The 22200-nt window shown below is 58.6% G+C and carries 25 protein-coding genes and 1 riboswitch; of the genes, 23 read left to right on the plus strand and 2 right to left on the minus strand.

The genetic code is table 11. The features are described 5' to 3' along the window. Positions 1 to 564: 564 nt before the first annotated feature. Entirely contained in the window at positions 565 to 1098 is a 534-nt protein-coding gene (locus tag VQ071_RS28755; protein ID WP_340518353.1) for a transposase, read from the minus strand. 159 nt (positions 1099 to 1257) lie between these two features. Between VQ071_RS28755 and VQ071_RS28760 the strand changes: the two genes are divergently transcribed. The 11 genes from VQ071_RS28760 to rsmI all read left to right on the plus strand — a co-directional run bounded on the left by VQ071_RS28760 (position 1258) and on the right by rsmI (position 10378). Then, positions 1258 to 1443 (plus strand): sigma factor G inhibitor Gin, encoded by a 186-nt coding sequence (locus VQ071_RS28760; protein ID WP_340518355.1) that lies wholly within the window; start codon positions 1258 to 1260, stop codon positions 1441 to 1443. 133 nt (positions 1444 to 1576) lie between these two features. Further along, positions 1577 to 3055, plus strand: a complete 1479-nt coding sequence (locus tag VQ071_RS28765) for an aminotransferase class I/II-fold pyridoxal phosphate-dependent enzyme (protein ID WP_340518357.1) — start codon at positions 1577 to 1579, stop codon at positions 3053 to 3055. Continuing rightward, a complete protein-coding gene (gene wsfD, locus VQ071_RS28770) occupies positions 3056 to 4612 on the plus strand; it encodes a glycan biosynthesis hexose transferase WsfD (protein ID WP_340518359.1) in 1557 nt (518 codons plus the stop codon). A 45-nt stretch (positions 4613 to 4657) separates the two neighbouring features. Beyond that, positions 4658 to 5311: a dTMP kinase gene (tmk, locus tag VQ071_RS28775; protein WP_340518362.1), complete on the plus strand. Its 654-nt coding sequence runs from the start codon at positions 4658 to 4660 to the stop codon at positions 5309 to 5311. Between the two features lie 95 nt (positions 5312 to 5406). Beyond that, a complete protein-coding gene (locus VQ071_RS28780; protein WP_067781248.1) occupies positions 5407 to 5736 on the plus strand; it encodes a cyclic-di-AMP receptor in 330 nt (109 codons plus the stop codon). Positions 5737 to 5759: 23 nt separating this feature from the next. After that, a complete protein-coding gene (locus VQ071_RS28785; RefSeq protein ID WP_340518365.1) occupies positions 5760 to 6203 on the plus strand; it encodes a YaaR family protein in 444 nt (147 codons plus the stop codon). Positions 6204 to 6226: 23 nt separating this feature from the next. Further along, on the plus strand, positions 6227 to 7210 hold the full coding sequence (gene holB / locus VQ071_RS28790) for a DNA polymerase III subunit delta' (RefSeq protein WP_340518367.1): 984 nt from the start codon (positions 6227 to 6229) through the stop codon (positions 7208 to 7210). 44 nt (positions 7211 to 7254) lie between these two features. Further along, positions 7255 to 8055, plus strand: coding sequence for a PSP1 domain-containing protein (locus VQ071_RS28795; protein WP_340518369.1), 801 nt, complete (start codon positions 7255 to 7257; stop codon positions 8053 to 8055). Positions 8056 to 8077: 22 nt separating this feature from the next. After that, on the plus strand, positions 8078 to 8461 hold the full coding sequence (locus VQ071_RS28800) for an initiation-control protein YabA (RefSeq protein ID WP_445293354.1): 384 nt from the start codon (positions 8078 to 8080) through the stop codon (positions 8459 to 8461). A 190-nt stretch (positions 8462 to 8651) separates the two neighbouring features. Further along, complete coding sequence (locus VQ071_RS28805) at positions 8652 to 9476, plus strand: tRNA1(Val) (adenine(37)-N6)-methyltransferase (RefSeq protein ID WP_340518373.1); 825 nt, start codon at positions 8652 to 8654, stop codon at positions 9474 to 9476. Then, the gene (rsmI, locus tag VQ071_RS28810) at positions 9473 to 10378 is read left to right on the plus strand and encodes a 16S rRNA (cytidine(1402)-2'-O)-methyltransferase (RefSeq protein ID WP_340518376.1); all 906 of its coding nucleotides are present in this window, start codon (positions 9473 to 9475) and stop codon (positions 10376 to 10378) included. Before VQ071_RS28805 ends, rsmI begins: the two co-directional genes overlap by 4 nt. Before the next feature lie 90 nt (positions 10379 to 10468). Here the strand turns inward: rsmI and VQ071_RS28815 are convergent, their stop codons facing one another. After that, entirely contained in the window at positions 10469 to 10717 is a 249-nt protein-coding gene (locus tag VQ071_RS28815) for an AbrB/MazE/SpoVT family DNA-binding domain-containing protein (RefSeq protein ID WP_067781230.1), read from the minus strand. Positions 10718 to 11045: 328 nt separating this feature from the next. Between VQ071_RS28815 and VQ071_RS28820 the strand changes: the two genes are divergently transcribed. The 12 genes from VQ071_RS28820 to VQ071_RS28875 all read left to right on the plus strand — a co-directional run bounded on the left by VQ071_RS28820 (position 11046) and on the right by VQ071_RS28875 (position 22016). Then, the gene (locus VQ071_RS28820) at positions 11046 to 12341 is read left to right on the plus strand and encodes an HD domain-containing protein (protein WP_340518379.1); all 1296 of its coding nucleotides are present in this window, start codon (positions 11046 to 11048) and stop codon (positions 12339 to 12341) included. Positions 12342 to 12363: 22 nt separating this feature from the next. After that, a complete protein-coding gene (locus VQ071_RS28825) occupies positions 12364 to 13161 on the plus strand; it encodes a TatD family hydrolase (RefSeq protein WP_340518381.1) in 798 nt (265 codons plus the stop codon). 154 nt (positions 13162 to 13315) lie between these two features. After that, a riboswitch (cyclic di-AMP (ydaO/yuaA leader) is annotated at positions 13316 to 13498 on the plus strand. 420 nt (positions 13499 to 13918) lie between these two features. Further along, positions 13919 to 14959 (plus strand): ubiquitin-like domain-containing protein, encoded by a 1041-nt coding sequence (locus tag VQ071_RS28830; RefSeq protein ID WP_340518383.1) that lies wholly within the window; start codon positions 13919 to 13921, stop codon positions 14957 to 14959. Between the two features lie 330 nt (positions 14960 to 15289). Beyond that, complete coding sequence (locus VQ071_RS28835; RefSeq protein WP_340518386.1) at positions 15290 to 15964, plus strand: toprim domain-containing protein; 675 nt, start codon at positions 15290 to 15292, stop codon at positions 15962 to 15964. 95 nt (positions 15965 to 16059) lie between these two features. Further along, positions 16060 to 16947 (plus strand): 16S rRNA (adenine(1518)-N(6)/adenine(1519)-N(6))-dimethyltransferase RsmA, encoded by an 888-nt coding sequence (rsmA, locus tag VQ071_RS28840; protein ID WP_340518442.1) that lies wholly within the window; start codon positions 16060 to 16062, stop codon positions 16945 to 16947. A gap of 98 nt (positions 16948 to 17045) precedes the next feature. Further along, entirely contained in the window at positions 17046 to 17939 is an 894-nt protein-coding gene (gene yabG / locus VQ071_RS28845; RefSeq protein WP_340518387.1) for a sporulation peptidase YabG, read from the plus strand. Positions 17940 to 18091: 152 nt separating this feature from the next. Then, positions 18092 to 18367: a biofilm formation stimulator Veg gene (veg, locus tag VQ071_RS28850; RefSeq protein ID WP_271753864.1), complete on the plus strand. Its 276-nt coding sequence runs from the start codon at positions 18092 to 18094 to the stop codon at positions 18365 to 18367. A gap of 143 nt (positions 18368 to 18510) precedes the next feature. Next, positions 18511 to 18693, plus strand: coding sequence for a small, acid-soluble spore protein, alpha/beta type (locus VQ071_RS28855; protein WP_340518392.1), 183 nt, complete (start codon positions 18511 to 18513; stop codon positions 18691 to 18693). Between the two features lie 157 nt (positions 18694 to 18850). Further along, the gene (ispE, locus tag VQ071_RS28860; RefSeq protein ID WP_340518394.1) at positions 18851 to 19708 is read left to right on the plus strand and encodes a 4-(cytidine 5'-diphospho)-2-C-methyl-D-erythritol kinase; all 858 of its coding nucleotides are present in this window, start codon (positions 18851 to 18853) and stop codon (positions 19706 to 19708) included. A 126-nt stretch (positions 19709 to 19834) separates the two neighbouring features. Then, the gene (gene purR, locus VQ071_RS28865) at positions 19835 to 20662 is read left to right on the plus strand and encodes a pur operon repressor (RefSeq protein ID WP_340518396.1); all 828 of its coding nucleotides are present in this window, start codon (positions 19835 to 19837) and stop codon (positions 20660 to 20662) included. A gap of 201 nt (positions 20663 to 20863) precedes the next feature. Beyond that, positions 20864 to 21775: a helix-turn-helix transcriptional regulator gene (locus VQ071_RS28870; RefSeq protein WP_340518399.1), complete on the plus strand. Its 912-nt coding sequence runs from the start codon at positions 20864 to 20866 to the stop codon at positions 21773 to 21775. Positions 21776 to 21842: 67 nt separating this feature from the next. Beyond that, complete coding sequence (locus tag VQ071_RS28875) at positions 21843 to 22016, plus strand: hypothetical protein (RefSeq protein WP_340518401.1); 174 nt, start codon at positions 21843 to 21845, stop codon at positions 22014 to 22016. Positions 22017 to 22200 lie beyond the last annotated feature (184 nt).

Below are 22200 nucleotides of genomic sequence, written 5' to 3' on the forward strand. Positions count from 1 at the left end.
TTTCGGCCGAAATGCACGGTTTTGGAGCAAATGCCTGCAATTATGCATCCTTTTAGGCGCGCGGCGCGAATAGCAGTAGCCTTTCGGCCCCAAAGCCTGCATATTTGCAGGTTTTGGGGTGTATGGACCGGCGGCGTGGCTAAAGCCTGTATATTTGCAGGTTTTGGGATGCGATGTCCACCGGCGCTTCTAAAGCCTGCATATTTGCAGGTTTTTCCGGTTGTTTGTCTAGAACTAGGCCGCTCAGCTCCGGCGCCTGAGGGTGGGGGTTCATTGCGTCCAGTTAAAGCCTGCACTGTTGCAGGCTTTACGGTTATTTGTCTGGGGCTAGGCCGGTCAGCTTCGGCGCCTGGAGGTGAAGCATTGGAAGGTGACACCTTCTTCGGAGGATGATTTTTTTTGACGGTGATGGGCGGTATGCAAAAAAACGGGAAGTGGCTGGTGTATGAACGAGGGTACCGCGCCAAAATGCTGGGTTGATACCGCTTGATGGACGAAATGTCATTGGTGGGGGGGGGGATCAACCCTTTGGCGTATGTAATTGTCATCGGTGCTGAAACGCGTTTAAATATGATAGTAGGACACTTCAGTCTCGGACAGGCGTAGCACGCCGTCTCCGCGTTCCTTGCGCATGCGCAGCAGCAGCGTGAGACGGGGGGAGAGCAGCCAGAAGTGCCAGTAGAAGAGCGAGACAAGAAATGCGGGATGCGCCCAAGGATACAGCAATGCGGTCGCGCAGCAGCCGACGAGTATAAGGTGATAGTGCAGCCGCCTGAACAGCCTGAGGCTCGTATCCATCACCGGCAGTGGACCGATCCACGGCCAATCGATGCGGAAGCTCCAGCGCTTGCCTGCAGCGGCGTCTACCCGGCGCAGCGTGATGCGCAGGACGACGGCATGGATAAATATCATGACGAGCAGGCCGAGAGCCACATATTGCAGCCCGGTCCAGGTATAGAAGCCTGTCACGAAGCCGGCGCCCAGCAATGCGGTCGTCATATAGCTATATTTGGTTTCTGGTCGCATCGGAATTTTGCGGACGAGCTTGTAATGATAGACCGTCGCCTCAGTCGACGGCGAGGTAAGCGCTGATTTCATAGGGTATCTCCTCTGTCAAAGCTGGCTCGTACCTGATATTACTATCGGCGCAAGCCGTCGTAAATGTTAAAAATATTGAATGGGCGGCTATCAGTATGTATATTTTCATAGAGTTTAAGGCATACTAACCGTATAAAGCCAACTAAAGGCGGGAATGCCATGAATGAAACGGAGAGCAAAGCCTGCATCGTATGCGGACACAACGATCGGTTGGGCATTCGGATTATGGACGCATTCATTTGTCATTTATGCGAGTCGGAAATGGTAAAGACACCGGTCGAGGACGTCCGGTATCCGTTTTTTGTGCAGCAACTCAAGCAAATTTGGGTCTCCACAGAAGGATAACAGGCGAGCTGTGATGATGAAGTTCGAATAAGCGCAGAAAAGTGTCGGCAGCCCTTCCGGCGCTTTTTTGCGCTGTACGCCCTCTGGTATAATGAAAATTATGTAAATTGAGCTTATGAAATGGGGAACACAAATGAACGAGTCAGAAAAGGAACAGGAGAAGGCGCCGATCTACGAGATGCTCATCGCGCATGCTCTTAAGCGGACAACCCCTTTCCACGTCCCAGGTCATAAGCAGCGTAGCCAGCCGTTTTACAACGGACTCCATGAAGAACAAGCAGCCCTCGATACGCTGATGTCTATCGATATTACGGAACTATCGGGCACGGACGATCTTCACGATCCATCCGGGGCGATCGCCAGGGCGCAGGAGCTTGCGGCAGACTGCTATGGCGCAGATGAGACTCGTTTCCTCGTCGGGGGCAGCACGTCGGGAAATCTGGCGATGATTCTCGGCATATGCGAGCCGGGCGAGCTCGTATTGGCGCAGCGCAATGTACATAAATCGATTATTCATGGTCTTGCGCTCTCCGGCGCCAGATGCGTATTCCTGGAGCCGTCAGTAGACACAAGATCCGGGATTGCGATAGCACCGACCGCGGCAACGATATCGGCTGCAATCGCCCAGTACCCTGAAGCCAAGGCTATAATTCTATGCAGTCCGAATTACTACGGCATGACGGCGGATGTGAGGACTATCGTCGAGCTGGCGCATGCCGCCGATATGCCGGTCCTCGTGGACGAGGCGCATGGCGCGCACTTCGGCCATCATCCCGAGCTTCCGCAGAGCGCGCTGCAGATGGGGGCCGATGTCGTCGTGCAATCGACGCACAAGATGCTGTCCTCGCTGACGATGACCGCGATGCTGCATATGCAGGGCCAGCTCGCCCCCAGGCCCGCGATTCGGCAGGCTCTGCGCATGGTGCAGAGCTCCAGCCCGTCCTATCCGCTCATGGCCTCGCTCGACCTCGCCCGTCGGCAACTGCATACACAGGGTGCCGCCCTGTTTGAACCGGCGCTGGACGTAGCCCGCTCCATAAGAAGGGCGACAGCCGGTCTGCCCTTCGAGCTGCTACACGCAGACGACCCGCTGAAGCTGTCGCTCAAGGATGCCAGCGGCCGACTGTCGGGCGTAGCTCTGCAGGACATGCTGGAGCGCCGCGGCTGTCTCGCCGAGATGGCGGACGCATCCTACGTCGTATTGGCGCTCGGTCCGGGTACGAGGCAGCAGGACGGGGTAGCGCTGATCGCAGCGTTGACGGATATCGCCAAGGAATTGGAGGAGAAGCCGGACGAAGCGAGCGCAGCGAATGCAAATATAGAGCGAGTGGAAGAATGGAGCAGACAGGCGCTAATCTCCGAGCCGGTCACCATCAAAAGAAGAATCGCAGCGACGACACCGGTACCGTTAAAGGCGGCGGCAGGACGCGTATGCGGCGAATGGGTCATTCCCTACCCGCCGGGTATCCCGCTCCTCTATCCGGGCGAGCCGATCGGAGAGGAAGTCCTGGCCAAGCTAGAGCGGCTAAGGGATGCCGGAGCCAGGTTCCAAGGCGCGACCGACGTCTCACTGAACGAGATTCAGGTTCTATCGGAAGGAGATCGGCTTTAGATGAAAAGAGACATGCAAACAAGCTGGACGGAGCCGCGTGTGGTCATCGCCTGGTTCACGGTTGCTCTGGCGGCCGGCATCGTGGCTTATCTCTTGTTTGTCCCTCCCGTCATCGGGGTGGCGGACAACGGCGACTTCCATCGCGTCATGGGTGCCGCGGGCATCGCTTATGCCGATCCGCAGGAGTCCTATGCCTCCCGATACTTCGGATACGCGCATTCCTTTTTCCATTATGGCGGCTTCACCACGGGCGGGTATGTATCCACGCATGTGCTGCTGGTCGCGCTGGCCGGAGGAATCGGCAGATTAATCGATCTGCACACGTTTGATATTCGCGTATTAGGCTTCGTCTACATGGCGTTGATGCTGTCGGCGATCTGGCTGATCGTTCGTCATGCGCCTGAGATACGGGGCAAGCGCATGACCGCCATCGCCGGGGCGCTGCTCTCGATCATCCTGATCGTTATATTTTGCGATGTCGCCTATACGGCCTATTATCAATCCTTTTTTGGAGAGCCGTATGCATTGGTCGCCATCATGCTGGCGGCCGGCGCCGCCATCGCCATGGCAGCCAGATCGGCCGGTACCGCCCGTCCGCCGTCCGCCTGGCTGCTGGGATTGTTCGTGGCGGCCGGCGTAGCGCTGGCGACCTCCAAGATACAGAACGCGCCGCTCGGCTTTCTCTTCGCCTGTCTGGCGTGGCGTATGGCCGGTCTTCGCGCAGATGCCGCCTGGCGCCGGCGGACGAGGATCGGCGCCGGCGTGCTGGCGCTGTCCGCGGTGCTCATGATGGTCGCCGCTCCGGTAGAGCTGCGGCATATCAATCTGTACCAATCGATTTTTTTCGGTGTGCTCAAGGATTCGCCCGATGTGAGCCGGGACATGCGCGAGCTCGGCATTCCGGACAAGTATGCGGGACTGGCAGGCACGAACTATTTTCAGAAGGATACGATCGTGCCGCAGAACGACCCCGTGCTGAAGCACGAAGTCCTCGACCGGCTCTCACACCGCGACATTGCCTTGTACTATGTGAGGCATCCGGATCGGTTCGTGAGCAAGCTGAAGAAGGCCGCAGCGTACGGAACGGCCATCCGTCCCTATTACCTGGGAAATTATGCCGAGGCGGAGGGCCGGAAGCGAAGCGCGCTGTCCTATGCCTTCAGTACATGGAGCGAGTGGAAGCATAAGCATATGCCCAACACATTGTCATGGTTCACCGTCTGGTATCTCGTTTATTATGCGCTGCTGGGCGTCTGGTGGTGGAGAAGCGGGGGGCGCAGGCATCGGCGGCTGCTCGCGGAGATGCTGGCGGTCATCGGGCTGACCGGCATCGTGGCGGTGATCGTATCGCTCATGGGAGACGGAGAGGCGGACATGGCGAAGCATCTGTTTATGTTTAACGTTTCCTTCGATATGATGTTTGCCGGCGTGCTGGCTGCCGCTTCCTATGGTCTGCTGTATGCGGCCCGCGCTTTGACGGAGAGGAGCGGGAGAGCTCGGCGAGGCACGATTGTCATGCACAGGGCGGAGCTTTCAGGCTATAATAAAGAAGAGTGACCGCAGGCGAGCCATCTATCACATGAATCGGAGCAGCATACGAATATGAGCAAAGGCTATTTTATAACGATAGAAGGCAATGAGGGTGCCGGCAAATCGACGGTAGCGACGATGATCGAAGCCGATCTGCGGGACCGGGGTCTGGAGGTCGTAGCCACACGCGAGCCGGGCGGCATATCGATCGCGGAGCAGATCCGCGCCATCGTGCTGGACAACAAGAATACGACGATGGACGGCCGCACGGAGGCGCTGCTGTACGCCGCCGCCCGCAGACAGCATTATGTCGAGAAGATTGTGCCGGCGCTCGAATCGGGTAAGACCATATTGTGCGATCGCTTCATCGACAGCAGTCTGGCATACCAGGGCTATGCGCGGGGACTGGGCATCGAGGAGGTATGGTCGATCAACGCGTTCGCGATCGGCGGCCATATGCCCGATCTGACGATCTATCTGGACGTGGATCCCGAGGTCGGCATCGAGCGGATTCATGCGCATGGCGGCAGAGAGATCAACCGGCTGGATCTGGAATCGCTGACCTTCCACACGCGGGTTCGGGAAGGATACCTGAGCGTGCTCTCGCAGTTCCCGGACCGTATCAAGCGCGTGGATGCGAATCCGGACATCGAGGCGGTTATGGCGCAGATCAGGTCGGTATTGGATGATTTTCTCGGCAAGACGGAGGATGCGGCGGGAAGATAGCGGTTGCTAAATTAACCCGACGGGCAGGATTTGCCGTCACCGCGTCTAATTTTATAAAGAGGGCTATTATTATATTGAATTGGGAGGAATGATGGATGAAGCTGGTCATTGCCGTAGCACAGGATAAGGACAGCAACAGGCTCTCCAACGCGCTCATCAAGGAAGGGTTCCGGGCGACGAAGCTCGCCAGTACCGGAGGGTTCCTCAAGGCGGGGAATACGACGTTCCTGATCGGGATCGAGGACGAACGCGTGCAGCAGGTGCTCGACGTCATCCGCGCCAACTGCAAGGTGCGAGATCAACTGGTAACGCCTGTATCCCCTGTCAGCGGCGCAGCCGACTCCTATATTCCATTCCCCGTAGAGGTACAGGTGGGCGGTGCAGCCGTCTTCGTCGTACCGGTCGAACGGTTCGAGCACTTCTAACTATTAGTGGGATGTGAAGCGGGATGAAGATCCAGCCGGGTTATTTTCCCCCGAACAATAAGATTCAGCGCAGCGATGCGAACGCACGTCCGAGGGAGATGCCGAACTTCGGCGACTTCATGCAGCAGAGCGACGAAGGCCGCACCCAGGAGGAGCTCCAGCGCAAGCTGGAGGATATCCGCCTGCAGGGCGACCGTCTCATGCGGTCGATGACGGTGCGGGAGCTGAAGCTGTACCGGTCGATGGTCAAGGGCTTCCTCGAGGATACGCTCAAGCGCGGGGTCGCCCTGAAGGAGACCAAGGGCTGGGACCGTCGCGGACGCGGCAAGCGGTACAAAATATTGGAGGAAGTCGATTCGATGCTCATCGCCATGGGCGAGGAGCTGCTCGGCAGCGAGGAAGGCCGGCTGGAGCTCCTGCAGAAGGTCGGCGAGATCCGCGGACTTCTGATTAACCTGGTATTCTAAGCAAGAGAGAAGGCGGCACGAAAATGGCAATTGGACAAGTCCCGGGCCAGGAGCGGGCCAAGCGGCTGCTGCAGGGCATGCTGCGCAGCGGCAAGGTCGCGCATGCGTATCTGTTCGCCGGGCCGTCCGGCACCGGCAGAAGCGCGATGGCGCAGGCGTTCGCGATGGCGCTGCTCTGCGAGCGCGGCGGCGACGACGCCTGCGGCGAATGTCTGACCTGCCGCAAGGTTCAGCACGGCAATCATCCGGATCTGCATCGGATCGTGCCCGACGGGCAGACCGTGAAGATCGATCAGATAAGAGAGCTCCAGCGGGAGCTCTCTTATCGTAGCGCGGGCGCGCAGCGCAAGATTTATATTATCGAGGCGGCGGAGACGATGACGGTCCAGGCGGCCAACAGCCTGCTCAAGTTCCTCGAGGAGCCGCCGTCGCCCGTCGTGGCGATCCTGCTCGCGCCCAGCGATCAGGCGATGCTGCCGACGATCGTCTCGCGGACGCAGCTCGTGCCGTTCACGCCGGGCGATCCGGTGGCGATGGAGCGGCAGCTCGTCTCCGAGGGAACGTCGTCCCTCATCGCCAAGTCGGTCGTGCATCTGTCCGCAGGGCTCGAAGCCTGCCGGGCATTGGCGGCCGAGAATTGGTTTGCAGAAGTTCGGAACGTAGTGATACAATTAGGCAGGGAGATACCGTCCCGGTTCCCTGGCGTGCTGCTTACCGCGCAGCAACAGGTGTTTAAGACGGAGCTCGCCGAGCATACCGATATTTTGCTGCAACTGTTTGCTTTATGGTATAGAGATATGATTTACGTCATGACCGGCCGCGAGGAGAGGCTCGTATTCCCCGATCAGGCGGAGTGGCTCTCCAAGCAGGCCTGGACCCGGGGCGTTCACGATTGGACCCGGTCCATGGAGGCGGCGCTCGCTGCCGTTCGCCGCATCAAGGCGAACGTACAGCCGCAGCTCGCCTTCGAGCAATTTCTAGTGGCGTCCGCGCAGACGGCGGGTTGACCCGCGCCGGAGCGTCTGTTCGCGGACGTACGGGAGGGGTAGTATTGTACGAGGTTGTCGGCGTCCGCTTCAAGAAGGCGGGCAAGGTCTATTATTTTGACCCCGCCGAGCATCCGGTAGCCAAGGATCAGCATGTCATCGTCGAGACGGCGCGGGGCGTCGAATACGGCACGGTCGTCATCGGGCCGAAGACCGTCGGCGAAGCCGATGTCGTCCTCCCGCTGAAGAGGGTTATACGCGTCGCTGCGGACAGCGATGCACATGCAGTCGAGGAAAACCGGAATGCGGCGAAAAACGCTTTTGCCATTGGTCTGCAAAAAATCAAGGATCATCAGCTCCGTATGAAGCTGGTGGATGTCGAATACACGTTTGACCGCAACAAAATTATTTTTTACTTTACCGCGGAGGGGCGCGTAGACTTCCGCGAGCTGGTGAAGGATCTGGCCGGCGTATTCCGCACCCGGATCGAGCTGAGGCAGATCGGCGTGCGGGACGAAGCCAAGATGCTGGGCGGCATCGGTCCCTGCGGCCGTGTGCTCTGCTGCTCCTCCTGGCTGGGAGACTTCGAGCCCGTATCGATCAAGATGGCCAAGGACCAGAACCTGTCGCTGAATCCGACCAAGATCTCAGGTCTGTGCGGACGCCTCATGTGCTGTCTGAAGTTCGAGCACGACAACTACGAGAGCGCCAAGGAAGAGATGCCCGCCGTCGGCAAGATGGTCGTCACCTCGTTCGGCGACGGCAAGGTTGTCGGCCTCAATGCAGGCAGCAGAACCGTCCACGTACAGCTGTTCGAGATCGGCAAGGTCAAGGAGCTTCCGTTTGAAGAGGTCGTCGTTAAGTAATTCTTTAAGGTGGAGCTTGCCCATGAAGGATATTTACTTAGGCGTGGATGAACTTGAGGCGAAGCTGGGTGGTCTTCATACGGAATTTGGCTCGCTCAAGCTCAAGATTAAGGAATTGGTCGAAGAGAATCAGCGTCTGCGCATCGAGAATCAGCAGCTGCGCAAGATTTTCAAGCGAGAGACCATTGAAGTCGCCGTCGATACTGAGCCGGAGGCTTCGGAGGAACCGGCCGATGCCCGCAGCCAGGAGCGCGCGGAGACTGCAGCATCATCGCCGACCGGCGAAGGCTATGACAATCTCGCCCGTCTGTACCACGAAGGCTTTCACATCTGCAACGTATATTACGGGCATCTGCGTATGGAGGGAGATTGCTTGTTCTGCCTCTCCTTCCTCAGCAAGCCCTAGTACGAACCGCCGACTCTCCAATCCGGGAGAGCCGGCTTTTTTACGAAGTCCGGACCCCCTCTGTCGGACGAGCGACTGGCATCCAAGAGGCAAATCAAGTAAGCTTAAAGACGTAAATCGCAGGCTGCAAAAGCGGTACGAAATGACGCATATATAATAGAAGAAAAAAATCGGGACGGTGCTCGGGTCAGTGGATGAAAACGATAACATCGCGCAAAAAAAGCCTTCGCTGCTGGAAGGAGAGCGGCTGGACGACTTGCTGACGCATGACTACAAAATCATACAGAGCAGGGAAGTATTCAGCTTCTCGCTCGATGCCGTGCTGCTGGCCCGGTTCGCGGGCGTGCCGCCCCGAGGGAAGATCCTCGACCTGTGCACGGGCAACGGGGTCATCCCGCTGCTGCTGGCGACGCGGACCGAGGCGCATATCGAAGGGGTCGAGCTGCAGCCGAGGCTGGCGGATATGGCGCGCCGAAGCGTCGACTGCAACGGTCTGCAGGCGCGGATCTCCGTGCGGGAGGCGGACCTCAAGACGCTCCCGGCGCTGCAGGGGGCGGACGCTTATGATGCGGTGACGGTGAATCCGCCGTACAAGCCGGTCGGCTCGGGCGAGCACAAGGGCAACATCCACCAGGCGCTGGCCCGGCACGAGATTGGATGCACGCTCGAGGATGTCGTCTCGGCTGCGGCGAGGAGCGTCCGCGAAGGCGGGCGCGTGTCCATGGTGCACCGTCCGGCGCGGCTCGTGGAGATCATCGACGCGATGCGCAGGCACAGGCTGGAGCCCAAGCGGATGCGGTTCGTACATTCGCGCGCGGATGCCGAAGCGAACATGGTGCTGATCGAGGCCAGCCTGGGCGGCCGGCCGGAGCTGCGGCTGCTGCCGCCTCTCGTGGTGTACGAGGGGCAGGGGCGCACATACACGGCTGAGCTGCTGGATGTATTCTACGGTCGGAAAAAAGAGCTGCTCGGTTCCGAAGATGCGGGGCGGCGGCAAGGGGGCGATGGAGCATGACGGAGCAACGCGAGGACAAGCCGCAGGCGCAAGTGCAGAAGAGCTTCGCTGTTCGTGAAGGCAAGGGACCGGGTACGCTCTATCTCGTCGCGACGCCGATCGGCAATCTGGAGGATATGACCTTCCGGGCGATCCGTACGCTGAAGGAAGCGGACATGATCGCGGCCGAGGATACGCGCCAGACGCGCAAGCTGCTGACACACTTCGAGATATCGACACGGCTGGTCAGCTACCATGAGCACAACAAGCGGGCGAGCGGTCCCGAGCTCGTGAGCGATGCTGGCATGCCCGCCATCTCGGACCCCGGCGCAGACCTCGCAGCCGAGGCCGCGGCCCAAGGCATCCCGGTCGTCCCGATTCCCGGCGCGAATGCCGCGCTCTCGGCGCTCATCGTCTCGGGCCTGCCGACGGACAGCTTCCTGTTCACGGGCTTCCCGCCCAGGGATCGCAAGGGCATGGATGGCTTCCTCACCCGCCTGGATCGGGAGACGGCCACGCTCCTGCTGTACGAATCCCCGCACCGGCTCAAGAAAACCGTGCAGGCGATCGCCGAGCGCTGGAGCGGCCGCCGCCTCGCGATCGTGCGCGAGCTGACCAAGCGGCACGAGGAGATCGTGCGCGGCACCGCGGAGGCATGCCTTCATCATATCGAAGCGCATCCGCCGCTCGGTGAATGCTGTCTCGTCATCGAGGGAGCCGGCGAGCGGACGGCCGTACCCAATGAAGACGGAGCGGCATGGTGGACGGGGCTGCCCGTCGCCGATCAAGTCGCCCGATACGAGCAGGACAACGGCGGCGACCGCAAAGAAGCGATGAGATTGGCCGCCCGCGACCGAGGCATATCGCGCAGAGATATCTACCAGATGCTGCTAGCTGAACAAAAAGACCCCTCCGCGGATTAATCCGGGAGGGGTTGCAAGGAGATATAAAAAGGTTAGAAATAACGTTGTTGGTAAGTGCTTCTTCCATTATAAACGAAGTTCTCTAATTTGTCACACAGTTGCAGGTAAATCCTTCAAGCATTCTCTGCAGACAATCTTGCCCTTGAAATAAATGACATTGTCCGCATTGCCGCAGAAGATGCATGCCGGCTCGTACTTCTTCAGCATGATGCGCTCGCCGTCCACATAGATTTCCAGCGCATCCTTCTCCCCGATGCCGAGCGTCCTGCGCAGCTCGATCGGAATAACCACACGACCCAGTTCATCCACTTTACGTACAATACCCGTTGACTTCAACATTTGGAAATCCTCCCTCATTCGCGTAAAATAAGATTAAACGAATGCCGGGAAATGATTTGCGCATTCGTCATCATTCGACAAAATTCTTTGTTTTCCGTACACTATCGTACCAACGATTCCCAAATAAGTCAACCAGATTTTAGGGTCACTTTAGCTTAATTTTAACTGAAAATATAAAAAAAGCTATAGTTTTGCCCTAATTAAGACATATATAAGGTAATCATCGGTATTTTAACAAACTTAAGGTGAGGACACAATTCGACAAATTTCTAATATGCTTGTCGAATGAAGATAGAATACGAAGACGAACTTACGAGGTGATTCGAACATGTATCGTCTGCTAGAGGAAAAAGTATTCAAGGATCCTGTTCATCAGTCCATCTATGTACAGGAAGCGTCGATCTGGAAGCTCATCAATACGTGCGAGTTCCAGAGACTGAGGCGCATCCGTCAGTTGGGCACGTCGTATCTGACGTTCCATGGGGCAGAGCATAGCCGGTTCTCTCATTCCCTGGGCGTGTACGATATAACGCGCAGAATTATCAGTCAATTTGAGCGTAACGGATATCAGGATTGGCCGCAAGAGGAGAAGATGGTCTGTTTATGCGCTTCTTTGTTGCATGATGTCGGACACGGCCCTTTTTCTCACGCGATCGAGCAGGTATTCGAGACCGATCACGAGGAATGGTCGTGCGCGATTATTCTGGGACAGACGGAGATCAACCGGGTGCTGCGCGAGGTGAGCGAGGACTTCCCGCAGAAGGTCGCCAATGTCATCTGCAAATCCTACGACAAGCCGATTGTCATCAGCCTGGTCTCCAGCCAGATGGATGCGGATCGGATGGATTATCTGCTGCGCGACGCATACTTCACGGGCGTGAACTACGGAACGTTCGACCTGGACCGCATTTTGCGCGTACTTCGTCCTTACAAGGGCAGAATTGTCGTGAAGGAGAGCGGGATGCACGCCGTGGAAGACTATCTGATGTCACGCTATCAGATGTATTGGCAAATATACTTCCACCCGGTGACACGGAGCTCGGATATCGTATTGAGGCAGATCTTCATGAGGGCCCGCGAGCTGTACCGACACGGACATGCGTTCAAGTTCCTGCTGCCGCCGCTAACGCAGTTGCTGAACGGATCGATCGGGCTCGAGGATTATCTGGCGCTGGATGAAGCCATGGTGCAGACTGCATTCGGCCAATGGGCAGACGAGGACGACGAGATATTGGCAGACCTATGTAGCCGCTTCTTAAACCGCAGATTGTACAAGTATGTACCCCTCGACAGTCCGCACGAAACATTGGCGTCCGAGCTGCGCGCGCAATGGGAGCTGATCGGGCTTCATCCGGATTATCATCTGCAGATGGACACGCCCTCGAATCTGTCCTACGACGTATACAAGCCCGGCATCTCGCCGGACCAGGACCCGAAGGAAAAGACGCCCATCCTCGTATTGGACGACAAGGATCGCCTGACGGAGATTTCCTTGAAGAGCGACATCATCCGATCGATCGCGGGCCTCCAGACGGGCAAGTATTATATCTATTATCCCGAGGATCTCATCCTCCCGCACAAGGAACGGCTGAAGCCCGAGATCCGGGAACTGCTGAATCTATAACCAAAAGGAGACCTGTCCCGACATGCTGTTCGATACGCACGCTCATCTGGACTCGCCCAAGTTCGACAACGATAGGGAAGAAATGATAACACGCGCCAAGGAAGCGGGCGTGGGTGCGCTCGTGAACATCGGCTTCAACCGGGAGACGATCCCGACGACGATCGCGCTCGCCGAGCGATACGACTTCATCTACGCGGCTGTCGGCTGGCACCCCACCGATGCCGTCGACATGCGGCTCGAAGAGGATCTGGCCTGGATCGCGTCGCTGTGCGCGCACCCGAAGGTGGTGGCGATCGGCGAGATCGGGCTCGACTACTATTGGGATACTTCGCCCAAGGACGTCCAGCATACGGTATTCCGCGAGCAGATTCGGCTGGCCAAGCGTGTGAACAAGCCGATCGTCATCCATAACCGGGATGCGCACGAGGATATTGTCCGCATTTTGCGCGAGGAGGGCGCCGCAGAGGTTGGCGGCATCATGCACTGCTTCTCGGGCAGCTGGGAGACGGCCAAGCAATGCCTCGATATGAACTTCTATATATCCTTCGGAGGACCGGTCACTTTTAAAAATGCGAGGGTGCCAAAAGAGGTATTATCGCGTATACCGCTGGACCGTCTGCTCATCGAAACGGATGCCCCATATCTCACTCCGCACCCCTTCCGCGGGAAGCGCAACGAGTCGTCCTACGTCCGATTTGTCGCCGACGCAGCTGCGGAAATCACAGGCCTTTCTAGGAAAAAAATAGAAGAAATTACGAGCCGAAATGCTTACGCCTGTTTCCGACTCGAAGAAAAACCGCTAACAATCGATGAAAAATAAATATTTTCTAAGATAAAACTAGTATTTGAACATCAAATTGAAAAAATTCGGCTTAAATTTGCCTAAAAACGCTGAAATTCGCTCTTTGCACGTTCTTTACACGTTTAGGGCAGGCGGGTTATTATCTTATCCAGAAGTCCGAATATGACATTCCTTTTCCAGTACGCTTAATCTCCCTGAACAGGGGAGCGGGGGACCCGACGCGGACGATGACCGGCTTGGTGCGTCATCCATGCGGCTGAGCAATCTAGGGGTGAATCGCATCGATCGGATGCGAAGGGCGACTCTCCACGTCCGAACCCGACAGCTAACCTCGCAAGCGTAGTAGAGAGAGGTAACCTCGTGCTGCCCTATCGTCCCTCGTCCAGTTGAGCGGAAGCCACGACCAGGTCCTCTGTCGCAGGCTTTTTTTGTGCCCGAATTCACGTATTCGGTGCTCAAGGCCGGCGCGGACCGCTCTCGCTGAAGCAATCCCGGGACTACGGAGGCGCATGAACAGACCTCGACAGCTGGGCAAGGCGGCGCATTAAGCCGGTGTGCAAGCCGCTCCACACCGTGCCTCCAGCGCCGTTATCACAAATGGATAGTCGCGTCAGACGAAATCATGTAGAACAGTCGACGGCGAGGCTATGAAGGAGGAACGAGAGAAATGGGTGCAATCCCCATCCAAGGGACCCATGATCCACGACCGACCGGCAAGCTTACCGCAGCGCGATGGTTGCATGAGCATCTGCGTTTGATTCTCTTGAGCGCAATCTTGTCCTTTGCTCTTACCATCTGTCTCATCATGCTGCTGCACGGCGCGTCCGCCAAGAGCGTGACCGTCGTGGACGGCGGGAAATCTACCGTCATCCAAACCCGCACTACCGATGTCTCGGCCCTGCTGAAGGAGCAGAGCATCACGGTCGGTCCAAACGATCAGCTGTCGGCAGCGCTGACGTCTTCCGTAGAGGACGGCACGCGCGTCGTCATCGATCGCGCAATAGGCATTCAGCTTGTCGCGGACGGGAAGATAGAGACCAAATATACAACAGTCGATACGGTAGGGGATCTGCTTAAGGCGGAGGGCATCGCGCTCTCCCCCGAAGACAAAGTAACGCCGGCCGTGTCGGCCCGCATTGACGAGGGCACACAGATCAAGATCGTCCGCGTCAAGCGCGAGGTCGTCACGACAGAGCATCCGCTTGAATACAAGGTCGTCAAGACACAAGATAAGACGATGCTTGAGGGCAAGCAGAAGGTCGTACAGACCGGACAAAGAGGCTTGCTGGTGAAAAAGTTCGAGCGCGTCTACGAGGACGGCAAGCTCGTCGACGAGCAATTGGTCTACAAGTCGCTGGCACAGCCGGCGGTGCAGCAGGTCGTGGCGGTCGGCGCCAAGAAAAAAGCCGCCGTCGCAACGCTCGCTTACAGCGAAGAAGCAGGCGCCAAGACGCTCCAGTTGAACGGCAAAACCGTCAACGTCAAACGCGTCATGTCGGGTGTGACGCTGACCGCCTATTCGGCGGGTCCGGCATCGACCGGCAAGGATGTAGGCGATCCGGGATACGGCATCACCGCATCCGGCACCCAAGTCGTGGAGGGCCGCACGGTTGCGGTCGATCCGAAGCTCGTGCCGCTGGGCTGGTGGGTGTATATCGAAGGCATCGGATTGCGCCGCGCCGAGGATACCGGCAGCGCGATCAAAGGCAAAAAGATCGACGTATACTACGACAGTGAGAAGTATGCGAACAAGTTCGGCACCAAGCGCGGTCATACCGTGTATGTGATCGGCCCGGTCAAACCATCCGCCGATTAAGTTTTCTTAGTTATTTTTTACCCGCAAATATGGCATTTGTGTCTTTATTATGGCGGAGCGGCTGAAATTTTTTTGGCGGCGGCCTGGTCGGGCTGCCGCGTTCAGGGAAGGGGCATATGCTCCTTCCCTTTGTCATTGGCGGAATGTGGGCTATAATAAGGCATAGGCAAGCAAGCGAACGGGATGCAGGCGAATGGGATGCAGGCGATGCGGAATGCAGGCGATGCGGAATGCAGGCGATGCGGAATGCAGGCGAGTGCATACAAGCGATTGGAATGCAGGCGAACGGAGTGAAGGATCATCGGTAAGTCAGGCGATGAAAAAATAAAAGTGGCGGAGATCATCGTGGTCGAGGGCAAGGAGGATACGGTGGCGGTGCGCAGGGCGGTCGACGCGGATACGATCGAGACCGGCGGCTCGGCGATCGACGAAGCCGTGCTCCGGCGCATCGAGCTGGCGCGCGAGCGGCGAGGCGTCATCGTATTCACGGATCCCGACGTGCCCGGGGAGAAGATCCGCAAGATCATCGAGGCGCGCGTGCCGGGTTGCAAGCACGCGTTCCTCGCGAAGGCCGACGCCCGGGGCAAGGACGGCATCGGCGTCGAGCACGCGAGCCCGGACGCGATCCGCGGCGCGCTCGCCCGGGTGCGGGCGTCGAGTGGCGCGGCCGCGATGGAGGCGCGCGCGGCGAGTGCGGCGCAGGTGCAGGCGGGCAGGGCGGCGGCGGATGCGGGGGCCGACGAGGCAGCAGCGACGGTCCGGGCGGAGGCCGTCGCGGGCGGGGCTGCGCACGCGGAGCCGGAGATCTCGTGGCCGGATCTGATCGACGCCGGCCTGATCGTTCATCCTGCGGCGGCGAGCCGCAGGGAGCGGATGGGCGAGCTGCTTGGCATCGGCTATGCCAACGGCAAGCAGTTCTACAAGCGCCTGGGGATGTTCAGGATCACGCGGACCGAATTCGCCGAAGCGCTCAGGCAATTGACGAGAGAGGGAGTAGGCGAATGACGAAGCAGGGAGCGGACAACCGGGCGGGAAGCGCAGGGCGGCGGCAGAGCGGCAGCACCGGCCGTCCGGCCGGGAGCGCCCGAAGCGCCGGCAGCATGGCCGGAAGCGCTATGGATATCGCGACGCCGACGCGGACGAAGGATATCATCCGCAAGCACGGCTTTACCTTCAAAAAGAGTCTCGGTCAGAACTTCCTGATCGATAAAAATATATTGGACAAGATCGTCGACGCCGCCGCGCTCTCCAAGGACAAAGGCGCGCTCGAGATCGGACCGGGCATCGGTGCGCTGACGGAGCGGCTCGCGCAGGAAGCTGGCACGGTCGCCGCGGTGGAGATCGACAACCGTCTCATCCCGATCCTCAGCGACGTCCTCTCCCCCTACCCGCATGTGTCGGTCGTGCACGGCGACGTGCTCAAGACGGACCTGGCGAAGCTGTGGGCGGAGCGGTTCGCAGACTGCAGCGGTGTCAGCGTCGTGGCCAACCTGCCCTACTACGTGACGACGCCGATCGTCATGACGCTGCTCGAGCAGCGGCTGCCGCTCGACCGGATCGTCGTCATGGTGCAGAAGGAAGTGGCCGAGCGCATGGCGGCGAAGCCCGGCGGCAAGGACTACGGCACGCTCAGCATTGCCGTCCAGTACTATTGCGTGCCGGACATCGTCTGTATCGTGCCTTCCGGCGCCTTCATCCCGGCGCCGAACGTCGACTCCGCCGTCATCCGCCTGACGAGGCGCGAGGCGCCGCCGGTCGACGTGTCCGACGAGGACCGCTTCTTCCGCGTCGTGCATGCCGCCTTCGTGCAGCGGCGCAAGACGCTGCACAACAACCTCGCCGCGCTCATCGGCAAGGAGCGCAAGGGCGAGCTGGCCGGCGTGCTCGAGGCCTGCGGCGTGAAGCCCGAGCGGCGCGGCGAGACGCTGTCGCTGCAGGAGTTCGCGACGCTCGCCGACGGGCTCGCGGACGCGGGACTCATCGAATAGAACGAGGGCTCCTTCGACTATGAAGGAGCCCTCGGCGCGTCTTATTTTGCACCATCGGGCCCGCCTCTCCATACGATAGACGAAGAGGTGATTCGCCCATGAAGCTAGGGGACTTGGTCGTCCGAAAATCATACGGCGGCGATGTATTGTTCCGAATCGCAGCGCTGCTGCAAAATACGGCGGTGCTGCGGGGCACGGATTATCGGCTGCTCGCGGACGCGCCCGTCAAGGACCTCGCGCAGGTGGAGAATCCGGACGAGCTGCGCGGCCCCCGAACGGCGCGTGTGCAGGCCAGCGAATCGATGAAGCGGATGCAGGAGGAGCGGATGCACGCGAGGGAGGACAAGGGCGATCCCGGCGCGGCGGCTACTGGCGGTACAGGCAAGCCATACTTCGAGCTGCCGGGCAAGGTGCTGCACTTGGACGGGGATGCCAACTATTTGCGCAAGAGCATGGCGGTGTACGGTCAGCTCCGCATGCCGGCTGAAGGCATCCACTGCCATGAGTCGCAGATGGCGGACGCGGTCGCCGACCTGCTGCCCAAGGTACGCCCCGATATCGTCGTCATCACCGGCCATGACGGCGTCTTCAAGAACAGGAGCAACTACGAGCTGCTCACGAGCTACAAAAATTCGAGCAACTTCATCCAGGCTGTCCGCAATGCCAGACGCTACGACAAGAGCCGGGATTCCCTGATCGTCGTTGCCGGCGCCTGCCAGTCGCACTTTGAAGCGCTCATGTCCGCCGGCGCGAACTTCGCCAGCTCTCCGGCCCGCATCATGATCCACGCGCTCGATCCGGTGTACGTGGCCGTGCGCGCCGCCTTCACCCCGTTCAGGGAGACGATCGACCTGCCGGACGTCATCTCCAACACGATCAGCGGCATGCGCGGCGTCGGCGGCGTGGAGTCGCTCGGCAAGTACCGGATCGGACTCCCGAACATCAAGCCGACCCTGATCGTCCCGACGCTCGCTGCTGCAGATTTTGGCTGATTTTTATTTCTCAAGACTCAATTTATTTAAAAATAAAGCGATATCTCCAAAACATTATTGACAATATTTCTTGTCCGCTGCTATAATATTTAACCGTTTGACACCTCCCCTGTTTTTAGGTATAATTTACAGGGAAAGAGGTGGTAGTGGACATGTCCAAGAACACGCTTCTGGATATCAAACGAAGCTTGGAGCCGCACATCGGATCCAAGATCATGCTCCGCGCCAACGGTGGCCGCCGTAAAACCATCGAACGCACGGGAGTTCTCGAAGAAATTTACCCGTCGGTGTTCATCGTCAAGCTGGACCAGGAGCAGAATGCGTTCAAGCGTGTTTCATACAGCTATGCCGACATTCTCACCGAGTCCGTCGAAGTCATGCTGTGCAATGAACAGGGGCAGGTCCGCATCGACTATTTGCAGCACTAACGCTTTCGGGAATCGCCATAGGCAGTCGCGCCGTCATCGGCTCGGCTGCCTGTTTTGCATTCGCGGGACCTCTCCGGGAGAGGCTATAGGCAGACGCACGCGCCAGCCGGCTGCGGCGTCGTCATTCGCGGGGAGGGAGCCAGATGAGCCGTAGACGCAGAGGTACGATGACCGAGTCGCTCAAGACGGAGCTCGCCAAGGACCTGGGATTCTACGGGAAGGTCGAGCGCGAGGGATGGGGCGCCATCAGCACCAAGGACGCTGGCAATATGGTGAAGCGCGCGATCCAGCTCGCCGAGCAATCGCTGGCGCGCCAGCAGGACTGACGCACAGTGGCAAGATGCGGCCGGGGATATCCCCGGCTTTTCCATATAGAGGATGTGTGCTGCCAAAATCGCAATTAGGCCGCCCGTTTGTTATAATATGTTAAGCTTTGGAACAGTCAGGATGCAGGCAAGCAGAAGGTCTGGCAGGTGGGACATAATGACGAAAATATATGAGAAGGCGCCGGCGAAAATCAATCTGGTGCTGGATGTGCTGCGCAAGCGGGAAGACGGCTATCACGAAGTGGAAATGGTCATGACGATGGTGGATCTCGCCGATCGGCTCGAACTGGAGGAGCTGCAGCGCGACCAGATCGTATTGGCCAGCCAAGCCGGATTTATCCCGCTCGACGAGAAGAATCTGGCCTTTCAGGCGGCACGGCTGCTCAAGCAGCGATACGGCGTCAAGAAGGGCGTATATATTTATCTCGACAAGCAGATTCCCGTCGCGGCCGGCCTCGCCGGCGGCAGCAGCGATGCGGCTGCGGCGCTTCGGGGACTGAATCGGCTGTGGGGGCTGAATCTTGGCGTGCCGGAGCTGGAGGCGCTCGGAGCCGAACTCGGCTCCGACGTGCCGTTCTGCGTACGGGGCGGCACGGCGCTGGCCACGGGGCGGGGAGAGCGGCTGGAGAGCGTCGCGAGTCCGCCGCAATGCTGGGTCGTGCTGGCCAAGCCGCCGATCAACGTCTCCACCGCGGACGTGTACGGACGGTTCCGCGCGAGCGAGGTCGAGCATCATCCGTCCGTACCGGACATGCTGGCCGCGCTGCGGGAAGGCTCGTTCGAGCGGATGTGCGATTCGCTGGGCAATGTGCTGGAGAAGGTCACGCTGGCGCACTATCCGGAGGTTCGGCAGATCAAGGATGTGATGACGCGCCTCGGAGCGGACGGCGTTCTCATGTCAGGGAGCGGTCCGACCGTGTTCGGTCTCGTATCCAAGGCATCCAAGCTCCCGCGGATTTACAACGGATTGCGCGGATTTTGCAAGGAAGTGTACGTCGTACGCATGCTAACGTAAGCAATTGACCCGGTTATACCATAAGGTGTGAGATAGGTTGCCATCGAATTTTCGGCTTCTTGCCCAAAACCGGATGAAGATGTTATCATAGCCTTATAATATTCGGTTTTGGACGGAGTTGGTCTCGTGAAGAAATTAAAGCGCAGCGCGCGGCTCGTGGAAATGACCCAATATTTGCTGGATCGACCTCACACGTTAATATCATTGACAGCATTCGCCGAACGATACCAGTCCGCGAAGTCTTCGATCAGCGAAGATCTCGCCATCATCAAGGAAGTGTTCGAGGACGAGGGCATCGGCGAGCTGCATACGCTGGCGGGTGCGGCCGGCGGCGTGCGCTTCATCCCGAAGTGCCGCAAAGAGCAAGCGCTTCACAAGATCGAAGAAGTATGCAGCATGCTCGAGCAGCCGGACCGGCTGCTGCCGGGCGGCTATCTATATATGACCGACCTGCTGGGACAGCCCCGGCTGCTGCAGGAGCTCGGCCGCATGTTCGCGACCGCCTTCGCGGATCGGGATATCGATGTCATCATGACCGTAGAGACGAAGGGAATCCCGCTGGCGCATGCCGCCTCCCAATACCTGAATGTGCCCGTCGTCATCGTGCGGCGCGATCACAAGGTCACGGAGGGCTCCGTCGTGAGCATCAACTACGTCTCCGGTTCCACCAAGCGGATTCAGACGATGTCGCTCGCCCGCCGCGCGCTCAAGGAGCAATCCCGCGTCCTCATCATCGACGACTTCATGAAGGCCGGCGGCACGATCCAGGGCATGGTCGACCTGCTGAGCGAATTCCGGGCGATCGTCGCGGGCGTCGGCGTCTTGGTCGAATCCGGCGAGGTGGACAACGAGGAGCGGCTGCTGCACGATTACACTTCATTGGCCCGTCTGACCGAGGTCGACATGAAGACGCGCCATATTGCAGTACAGCCGGGCAATTTTTTTCAGTCTTGATCCGTTGATCGTGAACGGGGCATCTATCGCGTATGAAGAGACCGCAGGCAACCGGCCGGCGGTCTTTTGTCCGTGCAGCCGCTCGATCGGATGCGGGGCAAGCCGGGACCATCCGATCAATTATCGTCGACACTCTCGACCGGGGACATATCCCTCTTTATAATAAAAGGGATCAAATGTTCCCCTGGCGGTGAAGCTCCGATGAAGCTCGAACGGTTAATCTCGATTACATACGCCCTTCTGAACCAGGATGTCGTCTCCGCAACCGAGCTCGCCGAGCGGTACCAAGTATCTCCGCGGACGATCTACAGGGACATCGAAGCGATCTGCGCGGCCGGCATTCCCGTCGTATCCTACCAGGGAGCGAGCGGCGGATTCGGCATTATCGAGGAGTACAAGATGGATCGCAGCCTGCTGGGAGAGGATGACCTGGGCAGTCTCATCACATTGCTGAGCAGCACGGCTACCGTGTTCAAGGATGAGCTGGCCGAGCGGACGCTGCATCGGCTGCGCACCGTTCAATCCGGCGAACGGATACCGAGTCTGACGCTGGATCTGGGCAGCTGGCGGATGAACAACGGGCTGCTGCATGCGCTTCGCTCCGCGATCAAGGAGAAGCGGGTCGTGAGATTCGTCTATATCAACGGCAACAATGACCGCATGGAGCGCGCGGTAGAGCCGGTCACCCTTCAATTTAAGTATTACGATTGGTATTTGCACGGCTATTGCAGATCGCGCAGCGACTACCGCGTGTTTAAGCTGTCCCGGATGATGGAGGCGACGGTGACGGAGGAGCCGGCGGTTCGCGAGCACAGCCCGGATGGGCTGAATGTCGGCGCGGGCCGTTGGAGCCGGCGAGACATTCAAGACGTCGTGATCATATTCGATGCGAGCGCCGTCGCGACGGCGTTGGACCTTTTTTACGCGGAGCACAAGGAATTCGGCAGGGACGGCGGGCTGACGGTGCGGGTCGTGAATCCGACGGATGCCGAGTGGCTGATCTCCAAGGTGCTCGGCTACGGAGGGAGCGCCTATATCGAGGAGCCGGCATGGCTGAGAGAGGAAGTCCGGAACAGAATTGCAAATTTACTCGCGCGATATGAGGAAGTATGACAGACAGCTGTCATACTTCTTTTTTTATAATAAGTACATATGTTCCTGTTGGGAAAGGGAGATGACCATGACGATGATACTTCACCATCATATGCTTGAGGAGCAGGTCCGCCAGCATACGCGCGAGCTTGAAGCGCTCAATCGCGAAGCGTGGAAGCTGAGGACGATGCACACGAACAAGCCGCGGACGGTCTTGAGCGGATTGACGCTGATGCTCGGCTTGCTCGGAAGATGGCGCTGACGCCTTGATACGGGCCGCCGCGCGGATCGCCGGCCGACGATTGCAGAGGCCATGGCGATAGAATTTTGTCGAATAAAAGCCGATTGCGGCGCCCGCTGTCGATAATATCCGGTATTAAAAAAATATTTAAAATAATGGACTAGTTTTACCAGTTTCAAGAAGGAATCCGCACGATTTTGTGGAA

Source organism: Cohnella sp. 56 (assembly GCF_037963805.1).
In the GTDB taxonomy this organism is placed as follows: domain Bacteria; phylum Bacillota; class Bacilli; order Paenibacillales; family Paenibacillaceae; genus Cohnella.